The organism is Cetobacterium sp. 2A, from assembly GCF_014250685.1.
Classification (GTDB): domain Bacteria; phylum Fusobacteriota; class Fusobacteriia; order Fusobacteriales; family Fusobacteriaceae; genus Cetobacterium.
In genome coordinates, this window is the sequence record NZ_JACFAJ010000001.1 from 137444 (window position 1) to 155724 (window position 18281).

Annotated in this window: 13 protein-coding genes; 5 read left to right on the forward strand and 8 right to left on the reverse strand. The window is 27.5% G+C overall.

Annotated elements, in window-relative coordinates:
* Window positions 1-3 precede the first annotated feature (3 nt).
* From H3N56_RS13500 to H3N56_RS00695, 3 genes are read left to right on the forward strand one after another with little or no spacing between them, the layout of a single operon-like run.
* Window positions 4-1707 (forward strand): ABC transporter ATP-binding protein, encoded by a 1704-nt coding sequence (locus tag H3N56_RS13500; RefSeq protein WP_370521037.1) that lies wholly within the window; start codon window positions 4-6, stop codon window positions 1705-1707.
* On the forward strand, window positions 1700-2536 hold the full coding sequence (locus tag H3N56_RS00690) for an energy-coupling factor transporter transmembrane protein EcfT (RefSeq protein WP_185879422.1): 837 nt from the start codon (window positions 1700-1702) through the stop codon (window positions 2534-2536). Before H3N56_RS13500 ends, H3N56_RS00690 begins: the two co-directional genes overlap by 8 nt.
* A 40-nt stretch (window positions 2537-2576) precedes the next feature.
* Window positions 2577-4673 carry an EAL domain-containing protein gene (locus H3N56_RS00695; protein WP_185879423.1) on the forward strand — a complete coding sequence of 699 codons (2097 nt, stop codon included), beginning with the start codon at window positions 2577-2579 and terminating at the stop codon, window positions 4671-4673.
* A 12-nt stretch (window positions 4674-4685) separates the two neighbouring features.
* On the opposite strand, the gene fdhF is transcribed toward H3N56_RS00695, so the two are convergent.
* From fdhF to H3N56_RS00710, 3 genes are all read right to left on the reverse strand, one after another.
* Window positions 4686-7328, reverse strand: coding sequence for a formate dehydrogenase subunit alpha (gene fdhF, locus H3N56_RS00700; protein WP_185879424.1), 2643 nt, complete (start codon window positions 7326-7328; stop codon window positions 4686-4688).
* Window positions 7329-7351: 23 nt separating this feature from the next.
* Window positions 7352-8881, reverse strand: coding sequence for a hypothetical protein (locus H3N56_RS00705; RefSeq protein ID WP_185879425.1), 1530 nt, complete (start codon window positions 8879-8881; stop codon window positions 7352-7354).
* Between the two features lie 79 nt (window positions 8882-8960).
* Window positions 8961-11912: a glycoside hydrolase family 2 TIM barrel-domain containing protein gene (locus tag H3N56_RS00710; RefSeq protein ID WP_185879426.1), complete on the reverse strand. Its 2952-nt coding sequence runs from the start codon at window positions 11910-11912 to the stop codon at window positions 8961-8963.
* Window positions 11913-12098: 186 nt separating this feature from the next.
* Here H3N56_RS00710 and H3N56_RS00715 point away from each other — a divergent pair, with 186 nt between their 5' ends.
* Complete coding sequence (locus H3N56_RS00715) at window positions 12099-12902, forward strand: hypothetical protein (RefSeq protein WP_185879427.1); 804 nt, start codon at window positions 12099-12101, stop codon at window positions 12900-12902.
* Window positions 12903-12945: 43 nt separating this feature from the next.
* Here H3N56_RS00715 and H3N56_RS00720 read toward each other — a convergent pair whose 3' ends face one another.
* Window positions 12946-13581, reverse strand: a complete 636-nt coding sequence (locus H3N56_RS00720) for an OmpA family protein (protein ID WP_185879428.1) — start codon at window positions 13579-13581, stop codon at window positions 12946-12948.
* 161 nt (window positions 13582-13742) lie between these two features.
* On the opposite strand from H3N56_RS00720, the gene H3N56_RS00725 reads away from it, so the two are divergent.
* Entirely contained in the window at window positions 13743-14612 is an 870-nt protein-coding gene (locus H3N56_RS00725; RefSeq protein WP_185879429.1) for an aldose 1-epimerase family protein, read from the forward strand.
* A 32-nt stretch (window positions 14613-14644) separates the two neighbouring features.
* Here the strand turns inward: H3N56_RS00725 and H3N56_RS00730 are convergent, their stop codons facing one another.
* The 4 genes from H3N56_RS00730 to H3N56_RS00745 form a co-directional block, all read right to left on the reverse strand.
* Window positions 14645-15568, reverse strand: coding sequence for an LD-carboxypeptidase (locus H3N56_RS00730; protein WP_185879430.1), 924 nt, complete (start codon window positions 15566-15568; stop codon window positions 14645-14647).
* A 16-nt stretch (window positions 15569-15584) separates the two neighbouring features.
* The gene (locus H3N56_RS00735) at window positions 15585-16121 is read right to left on the reverse strand and encodes a spore maturation protein (protein ID WP_221893413.1); all 537 of its coding nucleotides are present in this window, start codon (window positions 16119-16121) and stop codon (window positions 15585-15587) included.
* Between the two features lie 18 nt (window positions 16122-16139).
* Window positions 16140-16757 (reverse strand): nucleoside recognition domain-containing protein, encoded by a 618-nt coding sequence (locus H3N56_RS00740; protein ID WP_185879431.1) that lies wholly within the window; start codon window positions 16755-16757, stop codon window positions 16140-16142.
* A gap of 106 nt (window positions 16758-16863) precedes the next feature.
* On the reverse strand, window positions 16864-18273 hold the full coding sequence (locus H3N56_RS00745; protein WP_185879432.1) for a DUF4403 family protein: 1410 nt from the start codon (window positions 18271-18273) through the stop codon (window positions 16864-16866).
* Window positions 18274-18281 lie beyond the last annotated feature (8 nt).

Consider the following 18281-nt stretch of genomic DNA (forward strand, 5'->3'; position numbering starts at 1 on the left):
TAGGTGGATAATATAATAGAATTTAAAAATTTTAGTTTTAAGTATTTAAATCAATCTAATCCAACTCTTAAAAATATAAATCTTAAGATAAAAGCAGGAGAAAAGATTTTAATAGCTGGGTCAAGTGGAAGTGGAAAATCTACTCTTGGAAACTGTTTAAATGGAATAGTTCCCTTTTCAAAAGATGGAGGATTTATAGGGGAATTAGTTGTAGATGGAATAAAACCTTATGAGAAGGGAATATTTGAAACAAGTAAGCATATAGGAACAGTTTTACAGGATCAAGATGGACAATTTGTTGGACTAAGTGTTGGAGAAGATGTTGCATTTTTAGATGAAAATAATTGTGTTTCTCAAGATAAAATATTTTTAGATGTTGATGTAGCTCTAGGATTAGTTGATATGATTGAATGTAAGGATAAAAGTCCTCAAGAGTTATCAGGTGGACAAAAACAAAGAGTAGCTCTAGCTGGTATCATGAGAGCTTCTGCCAATATATTGTTATTTGATGAACCATTAGCAAATTTGGATCCAATAAGTGGAAAAAATGCGATGAAGTTAATTAGTAAAATTCATAGAGAATCTAACAAAACAATCATAGTTATAGAGCATAGAATAGAGGAAGTTCTTGAAGAAAATTTTGATAGAGTTATTATAATTAATGATGGTGAAATAATTGCAGATGGAACTCCAGAAGAATTATTGAGAAAAGAAATTTTTGAAAAAAATGGATTGAGAGAACCACTTTATATTGAAGCATTAAGGTTTGCCAATATTAATTTTGAAAAAGATGTAATTTATCCTCTTGAAAAAATTGGAACAATAAATAACAAAGTTAAATTACAAGAATGGTGTAAAGATGTCAAAGGTATAGAGAAAAATTTTGATAGAGAGTCACTGATATTAGAAAAGATAAACTTTGGATATGATAAAAAGAATAAAATACTTGAGAATATAAATTTTTCATTAAAAGAGGGTGAAATATTAGCTCTTTTAGGAAATAATGGTGCAGGGAAATCTACTCTTTCAAAAATAATAACTGGAATAGAAAAACAAGATGATGGCTTTATAAAACTGTTTGATAATAACATAGAGAATGAAAGTGTAAGAAAACGTGGAGAAAAAATTGGATATGTAATGCAAAATCCAAATCACATGTTAACACAAGAAACAGTTTTAAAAGAAGTTGAATTTGGATTAAAAATTAGAGGAATTAAAAACTATAAAGAAATTGCAATAGATACTTTAAAAATTTGTGGAATATATGAATATAGAAATTGGCCTATAAATTCATTGAGTTATGGTCAGAAAAAGAGAGTATCAATAGCTGCAATTTTAGCTTTAAATCCAAAATTACTAATTTTAGATGAACCAACAGCAGGACAGGATTATAAGCATTATAAAGAGTTTATGAAATTTATAAAAAAAATATCTGAAAATAAAATATCTATTATTTTGATAACTCATGATATGCATTTAGCACTGGAGTATTCGGATAGAGCTATTGTTCTATCATCTGGAAAAATTATAGCAGATGATACACCTATAAATATATTATCAAATAAAAATATTATGAAGATAGCAAACTTAAGAGAAACATCTATTTCAACTATGGCAGAGATTTTAGATATACCTTCTCAACTTTTATTAAATTATTTTATACGTTGTCAAAATAAAGAGGATAAAGGAGAAGATAGAGATGTCTAGAGGATCAGCACTATATGTAGATAATCAATCGATGATGCATAGTTTAGATGGAGGTATAAAGTTTCTTTTACTTTTAGTATGGACGATATGTGTATTTTTATTTAATGATATAAGGATATTTACTTTATTTTTTGTTTCTGGAATGGGACTTCTATTTTTTTCAAAAATTTCTTTTAAAACTATAAAACCTTTATTTATATTTATTCTTACGTTCACTATTGTAAATTCAATATTTTTAATAGTTATAACTCCAGAATATGGGTCAGAACTAACAGGACATTTTACACCACTATTAACTTTTAGAGGAAAAGGATTACCTTTAGAAACTGTATGGTTTGCTCTAACCCTTTCTATGAAGTATATGGCGATATTTCCACTTATGTTATTATTTGTTTTAACAACGCATCCTAGTAAATTTGCAAGTAGTTTGAATAAAATAGGAGTGCCTTACAAGGTGGCTTATGCTATAAATATAGCTTTAAGATATATACCAGATGTTAACAAAGAATTTAAAAATATAATGTATGCTCAAGAAGCAAGAGGTGTAGCTTTCAAAAAAGGTGAAGCATCAATATTTACAAGAATGAGAAATTATAATACTATTTTGGTACCTTTAATTATCTCATCTTTGAATAGAATAGAAGTGATTTCAAATGCAATGAATCTTAGAGGTTTTGGAAATTTGCCCAAAAGAACTTGGTATAACGGACAGAAATATTCAAAAGATGATGTATTAGTATTTATCTTTATAATTTTATTATTTTTATTATCACTTTATTTAAAAATGAATATTTTTAAAAGATTTTGGTATCCGGGATACTTAATCTAAAGTTTAAAATTTTACTGACTAAAACTGAGGAGAATTCTGAGTGAAACTAAAAAAACGATCAAAAAAAAACTTACTCATACAAAAATTAAGAGAAGAGATTAAAATATTAAAACAAGATAATTTTGAACAGGACATACAGTTAAAAACTCTGATGAATAATATTCCATACATGACATGGTTTAAGGATAAAAATAGTAATTACATAATGGTTAATGATGCATTTAAAAGTCATTCTGGAAAAAATATGGAAACTATATATGGAAAAAGTGATGACTTTGTTTGGGATGGAATGTTAGGAGAAAAATGCAGAGAATATGATTTAGATGTTATGGAGAAAAATACACAGGTTGTATTTGATGAGGTAATTCCAGGAAAGCAAGGTTATAGAGAATTTAATATTTATAAAGCTCCTGTACATGATTATGAGGGTACGATAATAGGAACTGTTGGAATTGCTAAAGATATCACTGATCTAAAGAATGAAAATACTAAAGTCAATATAATTATGGAAAATATCCCCTCTGCTGTATGGTTAAATGATGTAGATGGGAATATTTTAAATGTAAATAGTAAATTTTATGAATTTTTTAAAATACCTAATCAAAGTGTAATTGGTGAAAATGTTTTAAAAATAGTTGGAGAAAAATTTAAAAATGAAATAGAAACAGAAAATAGGTTAGTATTAACTAAAAGAAAAACGATGTCTTTTGAAAGAAAGATAGTAATAGATAAAGAAGAAAAAATAGTTTCAGTTCACAAAACTCCAGTTTTAGATTTAGAGAATAAAATAATTGGAATAGTTGGAATGATGCAAGATATTACTAAAGGTAAAAAGACACAAGAAAAAATTGAAAAATTAGTATATACAGATACTCTTACAGACTTAGGAAACAGAAGAGCACTCTATAAATACTTTAATGAAATAAAAGATAAAGATTGTATTTTAACAGTTATGACCATAGATTTAGATAATTTTAAAAAATTAAATGATAGTTTAGGTCATCATATGGGTGATAAAGCAATTATTATAATTGGAGAAAAATTAAAAGAGTCTTGTGCAGACGGATTCATCGGAAGAAATGGTGGAGATGAATTTATAATAATTTGGGATAATTTAAATTCTATAGAGGAAGTAAAAAAGATATCAGAAAAAATTCTATCTAATATCGTTACAGAATTTAGAAAAGAAGATAAGTTTAACGTTGTCTCAGCAAGCATAGGAGTAGTTAGTGAGAAGTTAGATGGGAATAACCTAGTTACCTTACTTATGAAGGCTGATTTTGCTTTATACGAAGCCAAGGATTTAGGAAAAAACTGTTATGTGATATACACACAAGAGCTAGAAGAGAAAAGAATTTTAAGTATCGATATAGAACAAGACCTAAAAAAATCTATAGAAAGAGATGAAATTCACCTTCACTACCAGCCACAATATACAAATGATGGAAAAATATTTGGATTTGAAGCTCTTTTTAGATGGAAAAATGAAAAGTACTCTAAAGTTCCTGTTTTGGAAATAATAAAGATAATGGAGAATCAAAATATACTCTATATAGTGAGTGATTCCATAATAGAGAAAGCTTTAACATTTATAAAACGAATAAATAAAAAATATAATACTGAATATCTTATTTCTATTAATATTTCAACTTTAGAGATTATGGATAGAGATTTTGTCCCTAAAATAAAAAATTTATTAAATAAAATAGATATTAATCCTAAATGGGTAGGGCTTGAAATAACAGAGACTACTTTAATGAAAGATATGGATAAAAATATTGAAAAATTAAAAGAATTGAAAGATATGGGAATTAGGATATCCTTAGATGATTTTGGGACAGGATATTCGTCATTTAATTATTTAATTAGATTACCACTTTCAGAAGTGAAAATTGATAGGAGTTTTGTAAGTAAAATTTTTATGGGAAATGAATATGAAAAACTTGTAAAACTTATTATAGATTTATCACATTCGCTGAACTTGCCAGTTGTAGCTGAGGGAGTAGAAACAGTTGAGGAATTTAATATTTTAAAAAATATGAATACAGATTATTATCAAGGATATTATTTTTCAAAACCTATTGAGGAAGAAAAAATAATTGAATTAATAGACAATATAGAAAAGGCGGGTCAATAGACTCGCCTTTTTTTAAATCTTTTCAATTCTAACAGCAGTTGTTTTAAACTCTGGAATTTTAGCTTTAGGATCTAAATCTTTACCATCAGTTAAATAATTTGGATTTCCTTCCAAATAATGTATGGGCATAAAGCAAATATTTTCTTTAACCTCATTAGTAACTTGAACAGTAGTTATTATATTTCCTCTGTTAGATATAATTTTAACTTTATCACCAGTTATTAGATTTAATTTTTTAGAATCATTTGGATGAATTTGGATATAACTTTCAGGAGCATATACGTTTAGTCCTGGAATTCTTTCTGTTAGGGTTCCTGTATGAAATTGGTAAAGATTTCTTCCTGTGGTCATGTAATATGGAAATTCAGGGCTTGTTATTTCTCCAGAATTTAAATCGCAAGTTCCAGCCAAATTACAAATATTGTTTAGATTATTTCCTATTGTTAAAAATTTTGTATCTTGGCCATCTTCTAGGACAGGCCACTGAAGACCAAGTGAATCTATTCTGTCATATGTTATTCCTTTATAAGAAGTTACTAACTCAGAAATTTCTTTCATTATTTCTTTCGGATGAGAATAAATTTGTGTACCACTCATAAAATTAGATAATTCAGATATTATTTTCCAATCCGGTTTAGCATCTCCAATAGAATTTACTATTTTTCTTACTCTTTGAATTCTTCTTTCAGTATTTGTAAAAGTTCCATCTTTTTCAGCAAAACTAACTCCAGGAAGAATTATATCAGCAAGTTTTGATGTTTCAGTCATAAAAATGTCTTGAACAACTAAAAATTCTAAATTATCTAAAGCTATTTTAACATTATTTAAATCGGGATCCGAACGCATTGAATTTTCACCCATTATATATAGAGCTTTTAAATCTCCATTTTTAGCAGCCTCAATCATTTTTGTACTAGGAAGACCAGGATTTGGATTAAGAGTTGTATTCCAAGCTTTTTCAAAAAAATTTCTATTTTTTTTGAGAGCCACTTTTTTTCCACCAGGATAAAAGTTTGGATAACATCCTAAATCTCCAGCTCCTTGAACATTATTATGACCTCTTAAAGGATTAATACCAGTATTTTTTTCTCCAATATTCCCACATATTAAAGCAAGAGAAGCTAAAGCCATAATATTATCGGTACTATCTGTATGTTGAGTTATACCCATAGCAAAATATATTGCTGCTTTATCACTGGAGTAAAGCCGTGCTGCAGATTTTAAAGTCTCAGAATCTATTCCACATAAATTTGAAACAAAATCAGGGGTATATTTACTTGTAGATTTTTTAAGTTTTTCAAAATCTTTTGTATGGGTTTTTACAAATGTTTTATTATATAATTCTTCATTGATTATAATATTTATCAATCCATTTATTAGAGGAACATTAGAGCCCAAATTTATTTGTAGATAAACATCTGATATTTCAGATAAATCTATTTTTCTTGGATCGGCAATGATTAATTTTCCACCTCTTTGTTTTGCACGTTTAATCATGCTACCAATAACTGGATGATTTTCTCTTGGATTTGCTCCAATAATAAAAATAATTTTGTTATCAATAATTTCATGAATAGAATTTGTCATAGCAGATTCACCAATAGTTGCATCAAGACCTACTCCTGTTGATGCATGACAATATCTAGCACAGTGATCTACATTATTTGTTCCAATTATTGTTCTCATAAATTTTTGGAATAAGTAATTTTCTTCATTTGTACACTTCGCAGATGCGTATCCTCCAATAGAGTCAACTCCATATTTGGATTTTATATCTTTAAACTTTGAACTTATAATAGAATAAGCATCATCCCAAGATATAGGAACAAAGTTACCATCTTTTTTTAAAAGTGGAGTTTTTAGTCTGTCGGGATGATTGACAAAACTAAATGCAAACTTTCCTTTCACGCATAAAAGACCATTATTATGAGCTTCAAAACTTGGATTTGCTTCAACAATAATATTATCTTTAACTTTAAAATGTATTTGACACCCAACAGCGCAATATGTGCATGTAGTTGTATATTTTTTTGTTTCAAAATCACGATACTTTATTTTTGATTTTGGCATTAAGGCACCTACAGGACAAAAACTCACACAATTACCACAAGAAACACAAAGTTCTTGGTTTATAATTGGATGTCTTCTGCCATTTGTTTGAACCATTTTAATGGCATGACTGCACTGGAGAGTTGAACAAATATTATGACAGCGTCCACATCCTACGCATTTATTTGTATCGAGATAATAAAATTGGTTACTAGAATCTATTGAAACTAGATCTATTTCAGGAATATTCCTTTCAATAGAATACTGATAACAATAGTTTTGTAATTTACACTCTCCAGTTTTGGGACAAACTAAACAGTCGACATGATGATTGTTTATGTAACTTTGAAGAAGTTTCTTCCGATTTTCAATTACTAAATCATTTTTGGTGTCTATAATCATTTTATCTTCTATATTAGTTTGACAAGATTTTTGTAACTGTCCGTTGATTAAAACTGCACAAAGTCCACAAAGTCCATAATTTTTGTCCAATCTAAAGTCGTGACAAAAATATGGAAAATCAATTTTTAAACTAGTAAGCACGTCTATAACTGAAGACGAATTTTCAAATGTATACAGGTCACCATCAATAGTAACTTGAATCATTATACCCCCTGAAAGTCTAAAATTTATTTTTTATTTGAAAAAGAGTCATACTCTTTTTCAAGAGTTTCTTTTATTTTTTGTGTTAAAAGATTTAATTTTTCAGAATCGATACTAGGTATTATTATTTTTGCAGCTTGCTCATATCTTTCTAAAAGTTCTGAAACTTTTGAGTCAAATTTATCTTTATTTGCCGCTAAATTTTCAGGTGTTGCTTCTTTTAATATATTATTAACATCATTATAAAGATTTGAAGTTTTAGCAGAAATAGTTAACTTAATCTCATCTATTTTTTCAGGTGTTAGGTTAGTAGAAATTTTTGTTAAAGAATTTTTAAAATCAGAAATTGCCTTTTCAGACATTGAAATCGAAGATAGATATGCTGTGTTAGCTTCATTATTTATAGTTTCTTCGTACTTATCCAAATTATTTTTTAAGGCAACGATAATATTATTTTCCATATCTGAAAGATTACTGTTTCCGCTAACAATTTTATCTAAAACTGATTTATAGTTTGTGATATCTTTTCTCATAAGATTGATAATTCCTAGCTCTAAGACTTTAACATCCTGTGCAGGAACTCTATCTCTAATAGTCTCTATAATCTTTTGTAATTCTTCCAAATTATTATTTAATAGTTCAGTAGCAGCTTTTTCAAATTTTACAACTGTTTCAGCTGGTAAATCTTTAAGTAGAGTACTGACAACATAACTACAGTTATCTATATGCAATTTAACAGAAGAATTTAAATTTACTAAAGCACCAGAATGAGTATTCTTAGTAAGACTTTTAAGTGTTAACATATTATTTTTTAAAGTAGTTTTAATAGTTGTAATTATACTGTTTAAATCATCTTTTGGAATAGATGTTAAAAGAATTTGCACAACATTATTAAACTTTTCTGAATTATTATATGCTAGTGTTTTTATATCTTTATTCAATGTTTCAACTACATCCGGTCCTAAGTCATCCTTTATTGGTTTTATAAGAGCCTGTAATTGAGATACGTTTTCTTTATAAAAACTCAATATCTCAGCTTCTATTGTTTTATCATTAGTTTCAATAGTTTCATAAGATTCTTCAACACATTTAGTAAAGTTTTTTAAAAGTAGTCTTAAGAACATTTTAATTTCAAATGAAAGTATTGGATGAAATTTATGTTTTGCTTCTAATAAGTAAGTTTCAAGATTTAGAGAGCAAGAAGTATCAGTTAAAGCTTTTAAAGAAAAATCAGTTTTTATTTTAAAGTTTTCAATATTATTAAAAGTTATTTCTAATCCATTTCCTAAAGTTGATTTTTTTATTAAAATTTTATGTTCATCTTTACCAATAATAACATCAACTAAAATCCCACCATCTTCAGGAATAACACTTACTTTTGTATTTAGAAGCTCTGAAACTTTTAAATCTCCAAAGCTACCTTTAGCTTTCTTTATTCCAGGAATCCATTTAGGAAAATTAGAAGGATTAATAGCATATAATTCTGTGAAAACTAAAGGAGCATCAATCGTACTAGTTTCTCTAAATAATGGTTTGTTATTATCAAGGGTTATCATTAAAAATCACTCTCCTAAAAATATTATATTAAAAAATTCTTCAAATATAATATTACAGAAAATAGTGAAATATCCTCTTTTATTTAGTTACGTACTCTACACAATAAGAAAATTCCATTGAACTTTCACTAGGCATTAAATACTCGTCATGCGTAAAAGCTTCCCATGAATCATCCCCTCCTATACCCATTTGTTTAGCATTTATATTTAGAGAGGTACAATGTGAATTTGGAAGTTCATAGTGATGTTTAGCGTTCTCAAGTTCAGAAATTGTGTATGGTAACGCACTAAATTCAAAGTGATTTGGACTAGAAATTTTTATTCCAAATCCAAAATTATTTGTTATTTCTAACCATCTATTTTGAGTACGATTTCCACACTCTTGAGGAATTACATATTGGCTCAAATTTTCCAATGTTGTAGTTTTAAATACCCCAAGTCTTGCACCATGTAATCTGTCGATATAATTTTCTTCTGGTCCTAATCCATAATAGTTAATAATATTAAAATTTTTATAAATTTTGTAATTCATTCCAAAAGCTGGCATGTTTGATAAATTTTTAGTACCGTCGTATTTCATTGTAATTTTGATTTTTCCATCTCCACTAATATTATATATAATTTTACAAATGGAAGCTGGCGTTGTATTTAAATTATAAGTATAAGATATTTCAACATATTTTTGATAGTCGTTACATTCTATATTAGAAACATTAGGATAAAGTGAGGCAATTTTCCACTGTGCATATCTTTGTGCCATGTTATTGCCTCTATCATTATCAGTTGGTGCTCTCCAGAAATTTGGGAGTACAGTATCTTTTAAAAATTCTGTATTATTATATTTTAAAGAGACTAGTCCACCATAGACTTTTGAAAAAATAAAATGAAAATTAAATCCTTTAATTCCAATATTAAAATCTCCGTCTATTAAAGTATAGGGTTTGTCTGAGTATTGAAATTTATCCAATCCTATTTTATAAGTATATTGGCCGAAAGATATTTCGTGATTTATCTCTGCCCATTTAGTCGGTTGTTTTGAGTGTATAGAAACTTCGACAGTATATTCGCCATTCTCTACCTGTTCTGGAATATCTAAATTAAAAAATTTTTCAGAAAGTGGCTCGACATTGGCATTAATAATACCAGTAATTTTAATTTCGCCATTGTAAAGCAATTTGTATTGAACTGAAAAATCAGATAAATTTGTAAATAAATTGTTATTTTTAATTAAAACTCTATTTTTTTCTGGAATTATTTTGAAATTACTAAAAAGATATTTAACCTCTTGCATTTTAGGAGATGGTTTTCTATCTGCATATACAAGTCCATTGACACAAAAGTTATAGTCAGTTGGTCTATCTCCAAAATCACCACCATAAGCAAGATAATCTTTTCCAAATTCATCAGTCTTCATTAGAGCTTGATCTATATAATCCCAAATAAATCCACCTTGATACATTGGGTATTTATCCTCTAGATCAATATATTTATGTAGACCACCATTTGAATTTCCCATTGCATGAGAATATTCACAAAGAATAAATGGTTTTTGAGGATTGTTTTGTAAATAATCTTCAATTTCGTTTACTTTTGCATACATTCTACTTTCCATGCATGATGTATCATTAAATCTTCTATCCCAAAATATGCTCTCATAATGAACTAATCTTGATGAATCTATATTTTTAAAATATTGAGACATTTTAAAAATATTTTCACCACCATAAGATTCGTTACCACAAGACCAAATTAAAATGGACGGATGATTTTTATCTCTTTCAAACATTGATTTTGCTCTATCTAATATATTTTCTAACCATTCAATTTTATCATCTGGGATAACTTTATTATTTGTAGGTTTTCCCATAATTTGCCAAGTACCATGAGTTTCAAGATTAACTTCGTCTATTACATAAATACCATACTCATCGCATAGATCATACCATTTTGAATTATTTGGATAATGAGATGTTCTAACAGAGTTAAAATTATTGGCTTTTAAAAATTTAATATCCCAAAGCATATCTTCATCAGTTACAGCTCTTCCTCTATAACAATTAAATTCATGTCTATTTACACCTTTGAATATAATTCTTTTACCATTAATTGTCATAATGCCGTTAACCAATTCAAATTTTCTAAATCCAAATTTTTGAGATACCATTTCAATAATTTCTTCACTAGAATCATCTTTAACATAAGTATTTATAGTGTAAAGATATGGAATTTCAGCACTCCATAAATTTATATTTTCAGCTTTTAACTCTAAATATACTTTGTTATCTTTTGTTCTTATTGCTTCTGATATAGATACGATATTATCATTGGAGTCTTTTAATTCCATAATAATATTTACTGTACATTCACGAAGATAATTAAGTATTAACTCGTTTCGTAGAGTTACATTTTTTAAGTTATCACTTAAATCTGATTTTAAAAATGTATCTTGAACATGGACAGATGGAGTAGTATACAGATATACATCTCTAAAAATTCCTGAAAATCTCCAGAAATCTTGATCTTCCAGCCAGCTACCACTACACCATTTATATACTTTAACACTTATTGTATTTTCTTTTTCTGATAAAAATGGAGTGATATTAAATTCAGAAGGTGTAAAACTATCCTCACTATAGCCTACAAATTTATCATTACAATAAAGTTCAAAGCAAGATTCAACTCCTTGGAACGATATAATAACTGGAGAATTTTGCCAATCTTTTGGAATATTAATTTGTTTTCTATAAGTTCCATATGGATTATAATCTTGAGGAATTTCTCCAGGAGATAAATTTTCATGTCCATCCCAAGGATACATTGTATTTACATATTGAGGGACTCCATATCCTTGTAATTCCATATGACCTGGAACAATTATTGTACTCCAAATTGGAGAATCACAATAAGAAAAGTCCCAAATTCCATTTAAAGATTTTTTTAATACTTTATTTTCACAAAAATATTTATGATCTGAATGTGGCTCTAACTTATTTATTGAAAAAATTTCTGGATTATTAATAAAATTATTCATATTTATCCTCTCTTGATAGTTAATTTTAACGCCAAATATTATCATTAAATATATTTTAAATCAATAAAAAGCGAATCTATAGCCAAACTTATTTTAATTGTTAAAATAAGTGAAATAATTCATTGAAGGATAAACTATAAAAGAGAGTATAATAGTTAAATGGCTAAATAGGAAGAGGTGGTTAGTTTGCTAGGATTAGTTTGTATGTTTGATAAGAAGGGTATGAAAAAAGGGGTAAGTTCCATAGCAAAATTTGACTTAAAAAAAGTAACAGAAGCAGCCTTATTTAATTTAGATTATACTTTAGATTGTATTAAATATTGTATAAAAAATAACTTGAATTATAGAGTTTCATCTTCAGTTATTCCATTCATAGATATATGGGATTGGAAAAAAAATCCTCAAATAATTATAAAATTAGAGGAAATTAGAAGTCTATCTTGTTATTTAAGACTTACTATACATCCAGATCAATATGTTGTACTAAATAGTAACTCCGATTTAGTTATAGAAAATTCTATTAAAATTTTAAATTATCAAGCAGAACTATGTAAATATATGGGTATTAAGGATATGGTTATTCATATAGGAAAAAAATCTGATGCAGAAAAATTTGAATTGGTATTCGAGACTCTTTCTCCAGAATTAAAAAGTTTAATACGAGTAGAAAATTGTCATTATTATAAAGTCGATGAAGTTTTAAAACTTTGTAAAACTTTGCACATTCCTATGGTTTTAGATGTTCATCATGCTAGAGTAACAAATTCTGAAAATTATGATATAGATGAAATTAAAAAAACTTGGAAAAAAGAAAGACCACTTGCTCATATTTCGAGTGGAAGAGATTATATTACAGATAGAGCACATTCAGATTATATTTTGAAGGAAGATGTTAAAGATTTTTTATGGCTTTTTAAGGATTTTGATGTTGAGATAGAAGCCAAGAAAAAAGAAAAAGCTGTAGAAAAGGTAGATGAAATCTTAAGATAAAAAAAGGTTCATAACACTAAACGGTTATGAACCTTTTATAATTTTATTTATTTGGATAAATTTGAATTTCTACTCTTCTATTATGAGCTCTTCCAACAGCAGTATTATTATTAGCTATTGGCATATCAGGTCCATATCCTTGAGCAGATATTCTCATAGGATTAACACCTTTTGTAACTAAGAAGTTAGCAACACTTTGAGCTCTTTGAAGAGATAAAGTTTTATTGAATGCTAAAGGTCCTGTATTATCAGTAAATCCAGCTACTAAAATTTTAGTTTCAGGATACTGATTAAGTACATAGGCAATTGAATTTAAAGGATTGTAAAAACTAGAATTAATATTAGCACTGTTAGTAGCAAAAGTAACTCCACCAGGAAGATTTAGATTAATATAATTTCCTTGATTAGAAACTTGAACTTCTGTATTTTGAAGACGCTGTTTGAATTCTTGTTCTTGTTTATCTCTATATGCTCCCCAACCAAGTCCAGCTAAGGCTCCAACTCCAGCTCCAATTAAAGTACCAGCTGTATTGTGTCCAATAGCTTGTCCTAAAAGAGCTCCAGCAGCGGCTCCACCTACTGTACCAGTAGTCTTATTATTAAGATTGTCTACGTTAGAACAAGCAGTTAACATTGTTCCTGCCAATAATACAGCAGCTATTCTACTTTTACTATTCATTTTTATACCTCCTAGAATAAAATAAAGTTTAAAAACTAGCTTTAAAACATAATAGTTTATATTCAATATCAATTATTAAATTCCTTTTATTTAATAGACTCTTTTATTTGGTATAGTAATAGAGTATAATTTTTATGATTCAGAAAATGAGGAGGACGAAAATGTTAAGTATAAAAAATGATGATTTATTCGTTGAAATTTCTTTATTAGGAGCAGAGATAAAAAAAGTTATAGGAAAAACAGGAGAAAGCTATATGTGGAGTGGAGATAAAAATATTTGGGGAAGTGTTTCACCTGTATTATTTCCAGTAGTTGGGAAATCTGTAAACGATTCTATAAAATATGAAAATAAAAAATATCAATTTAAAAATCATGGATTTGCAAGACACACTAATTTTAAAATTCAAGATATGTCTGAAAATAAGGTGACTCTTTTTATAGATAGCAATATGATTTCCATTGAAGAATATCCTTTTGAATTTAGATTTTCTGTAACTTATAGATTGGAAAAAAATCAACTTATTACAGAATATTTAGTTGAAAATTTATCAAATAAAATAATGCATTTTTCATTAGGTAATCATCCCGGATTTAAGTGTCCATTTGATGAAAATTCTAAAATAGAAGATTATATTATACAGTTTGAACATCCAGAAGTTTTAGAAGAATTATTTGTTAATGAAGAAGCATTATTCAAAAGAGAAACAAAAGAATTACAACTAAAAGATGGGATAATACAGTTAAATAAAGATAGTTTTAATAAAGGGGCCTTAGTTTATACAGGATATAAAAGTCAGACTGTTTCTTTAAAAGAAAAGAAAACTAATAGAAAAATAACAGTAAGCTTAGATGGTTTTAAATATTTGGGATTTTGGGCAAAACCTGGAGCAAATTTTGTTTGTATAGAACCTTGGTGTGGAATAGGTGATTTCATAGATTTTGATGGTGAAATTTCGGAAAGAGTTGGAAATATTTCTTTAGAAATAGGTGGAAATATTAAAAAATCTTATACAATAAATTTTGATTATTAAAAAAATAGAAGAAGCTTTAATTTAAGCTTCTTCTATTTTACTACTTTTTCTAAAATTTTAATTGTTTTATTGTAAGTATCGATTTCACAATTTGCCCCCAGAGGAAGAGTTACCATTGGTTCACAGTGTCCCGATTTTAAATTGCAAATAACTGGAATATTTAAATTAGCAAAATAATGTTGAAAAGTTTCAAAAAGAGTTAATGAGTCTTCACAATCTTTTTTACAATCATTGAAATCTCCAATAATAATTCCATTAACTTTAGAAAAAACTCCAATATTTTTAAGTTGTGCCAAAGCTCTATCTACTTTATATGTTACCTCTCCAATATCTTCTATAAAAAGAATTTTGTCATTATAATCAAAATCATATTCAGTTCCGATATTAGATATCAAAGTTATAAGATTTCCACCTATAATTTTTCCAGAATTTTTTCCTTCAGAGATTATTTTAAGCTCTTCTCCTGTAGGATTTTTTAAATAAAACTCTTCTTTAGGATGCATTAAAGTTTGTAAAAAACTTTTAAGAGTAAACTCATTAATTTCTTTACTGAAATTACTTGTAGCCATTGGACCATGAAAAGTTAAAAGACCAGTTTTATTAAAAATAGCCGTATGAAGAGTTGTGATGTCACTATATCCAACAAATATTTTAGGATTATTTTTAATTATTTCATAGTCAATTTTGTCTAAAAGTTTTATACTTCCATAGCCACCTCTCATGGTGATAATTGCATCTATTTTTGGATTATTGAAAAATTTATTAATATCATTAGCTCTAATTTCATCAGTACCAGAAAACGTAAACCATTTACTTTTAGTACTTTCTCCAACTTCAACTTTAAAACCAAGTTCTTCCAAATTTTTTTTAGCGCTATTCAATTTTTTAATATCTGCAAAACTAGCTGGAGCAATAATTCCTATAGTGTCACCATAAGATAATTTTTTACCTAACATTGTCCCTCCATTCAATTTAGAATATTAAATTACAAATCCAGATAGTTGTAAGAATTCCTGCAAGATCGGCTAAAAGTCCAGCAAGTAGAGCATGTCTTGTTTTTCTTATATTAATAGCACCAAAGTATACAGCTAAAACATAAAATGTTGTTTCTGTAGATCCCATCATAGTAGATGCCATTCTTCCAATCATAGAGTCGGGACCATAGGTAGTAAGAAGGTCATTTAGTATTCCAGTTGCTCCACCACCTGAAAGAGGTCTCATAATCGCCATTGGGAAAAGTTCTCCAGGCATTCCAATAAAACTTAAAACTGGATTTAAAAAGCCAGTTATAATATCAATAGAACCAGAACTTCTAAAGATTCCTATAGCCACTAACATAGCTACTAAAAATGGAATTATTTTAATAGCTGTAGTAAATCCCTCTTTAGCACCTTCACAAAAAACTTCATAAACTTTAACTTTTTTTACAAAAAAAGCATAAGAAGTTATAAAAAGTATAATCACTGGTATTGCAAATAAAGATATTTTATCCATTATAAATATAAACATATTATCATCTCCCTAAAATTATACAATTTCTTCAACAGTTTTTTCAGATTCTCTTCTAAAAGATTTACTTTTTTCTAGAAGTTTACACGCAACGATTGCTACTGTTGTTGAAACTATTGTAGCTATAATTGTAGGAGCTATAATTTCTGCTGGATTTGCTGAATTGGCAGCAGTACGATAAGCGATTACACTTGAAGATATAAGTGTAACTGACGAAGTATTTATAGCTAAAAAAGTCACCATTGAGTTACTTGCTTCGTCTTTGTTTGGATTAAGATCTTGAAGTTCTTGCATAGCTTTGATACCGAGAGGAGTAGCAGCATTCCCTAGTCCAAAAAAATTAGCAGCTATATTTGCAACGATGCTTCCCATAGCTGGGTGATTTTCTGGAATCTCAGGAAACAATTTTTTTAAAAGAGGTCTTAATCCTCTACCCATGGCATCAACAAGTCCTGCTTCTTTTGCTACAGCCATAATTCCAAGCCATAAAGACATAACTCCAACTAAACCAATTGAAATTTCTACAGCAGATTTTGAAGAATTTATAGCTGCGTCTGTAACACCTTGTACGTTTCCGTTTAGAAAAGAAACTACAATTCCTATTAAAATTAATCCCATCCAAACTCCATTAATCATATTGCCTCCTTAATAAAAAAATAAAATGTAAACTAGTAATATTATACAAGAAAATCATAAAAAAACAAAGCATGATTTTATAACTCATGCTTTGTTTTAACTATATTTATCTTATTTCAAGAGTAGAAGTTCCAGTGATTGTTGTTAATATTTTAATTGATTCATTTTCAGTTGTAATACTTTTGATTTCAAGAGTTATTATTTTATTTTTTAGAGTAGTATTTTTATCAATAATCACTTCAGACATTTTATCTTTAAGATTATTTTTTTCAGAAATTATTTTATTTTCAATAGCTTTTTTTATTGTAGAATGAAAAAAGCTATCAACAATTTTTAAAATAAAGTTATTAGTTTTTAAAGTATAATCAAAATCTTCACCAGGAGTTGTAAAAAAACAATTTATAATTCCTTTAAAATCCAAAAATTCAAATAAAGTAAATATAACCTTGGCATTTAGATTTAATTTATTGGTTGTCCCTAAAAAATTGATATCCTCTACCCTAACTTTGGAAAAAGAATTAATAGGATAGGAATCTCCATTAAATGTTTCTTCTAAAATTTCATTTATATAATTATAAGTCGTATAAATAGGAAGTATCATATTAAAATTATCATCAACTGTACCATATTTTATAGGAGGTAAGTTGCTTTGGATAAGTGGATTTGGTTTGTCTCCTAAGTACAATGAAACATAAGAATCTAATCCAATTTTTACTCCTAGGTTATCTTGGTTAGTCATAAAATCAGAATATCTTGTATTAACTGGATTTAAAAGTAACCAAACTCTATAATTTTTATTGATTAAAATTGGATTTTTTAAAATTTGCCATTTTTCTTCAATAAATGAGTGCAATTTAAAATCTTTGACATATTCATCAACCTTGCTAATAGTTTTTTTTAATATAGGATCAATATGTTTTTCTATATCATGAGATAGGTTGATATTTTTTTTAATTTTTATACCCTTTAAATCAAAGTTTAGAGGAATATTTGCATCGCTTAATTTAAAAATAGGGGAACTTGATGATAGTAAGTTCCAATTTTCATCAATTGAAAGATCAGTTTTAATTCCTATTGTTCCAGAAATATCACTTTTTAGTTCTTCGGAATTTGTTTCTTCTAAAGATGCTAAAACGGTTCCATTAAAATTTGCAAGAGCCTCTATAGTACGATTGTTTGCTGAAAAATGGATATCATCACGTTGGATGGAATATTTCCATTTAAAATTTTGAATTTTATCCAATGATTTTTTATGAACTTTATCCAATAAACTAATTCCTAAATTTAATAATTTATTATTACTATTTTTTTCAATTATTTCATTTCCAGAGCCAGAATCATTTATCAATTTTGGAATTTCTTGATTCAAAATATTTTCAATTGTTGATTTTTTTGTGGAGATAGTTAAGTCAATTTTAGATATTTCATCTTGTGTTGTTGTATTTGCTAGAAGCGTTGTATGGTTAATAAGTAGGGTTGTAAAAATAATAATTTTGAATTTTTTATTTAAATTCATAAAAATTT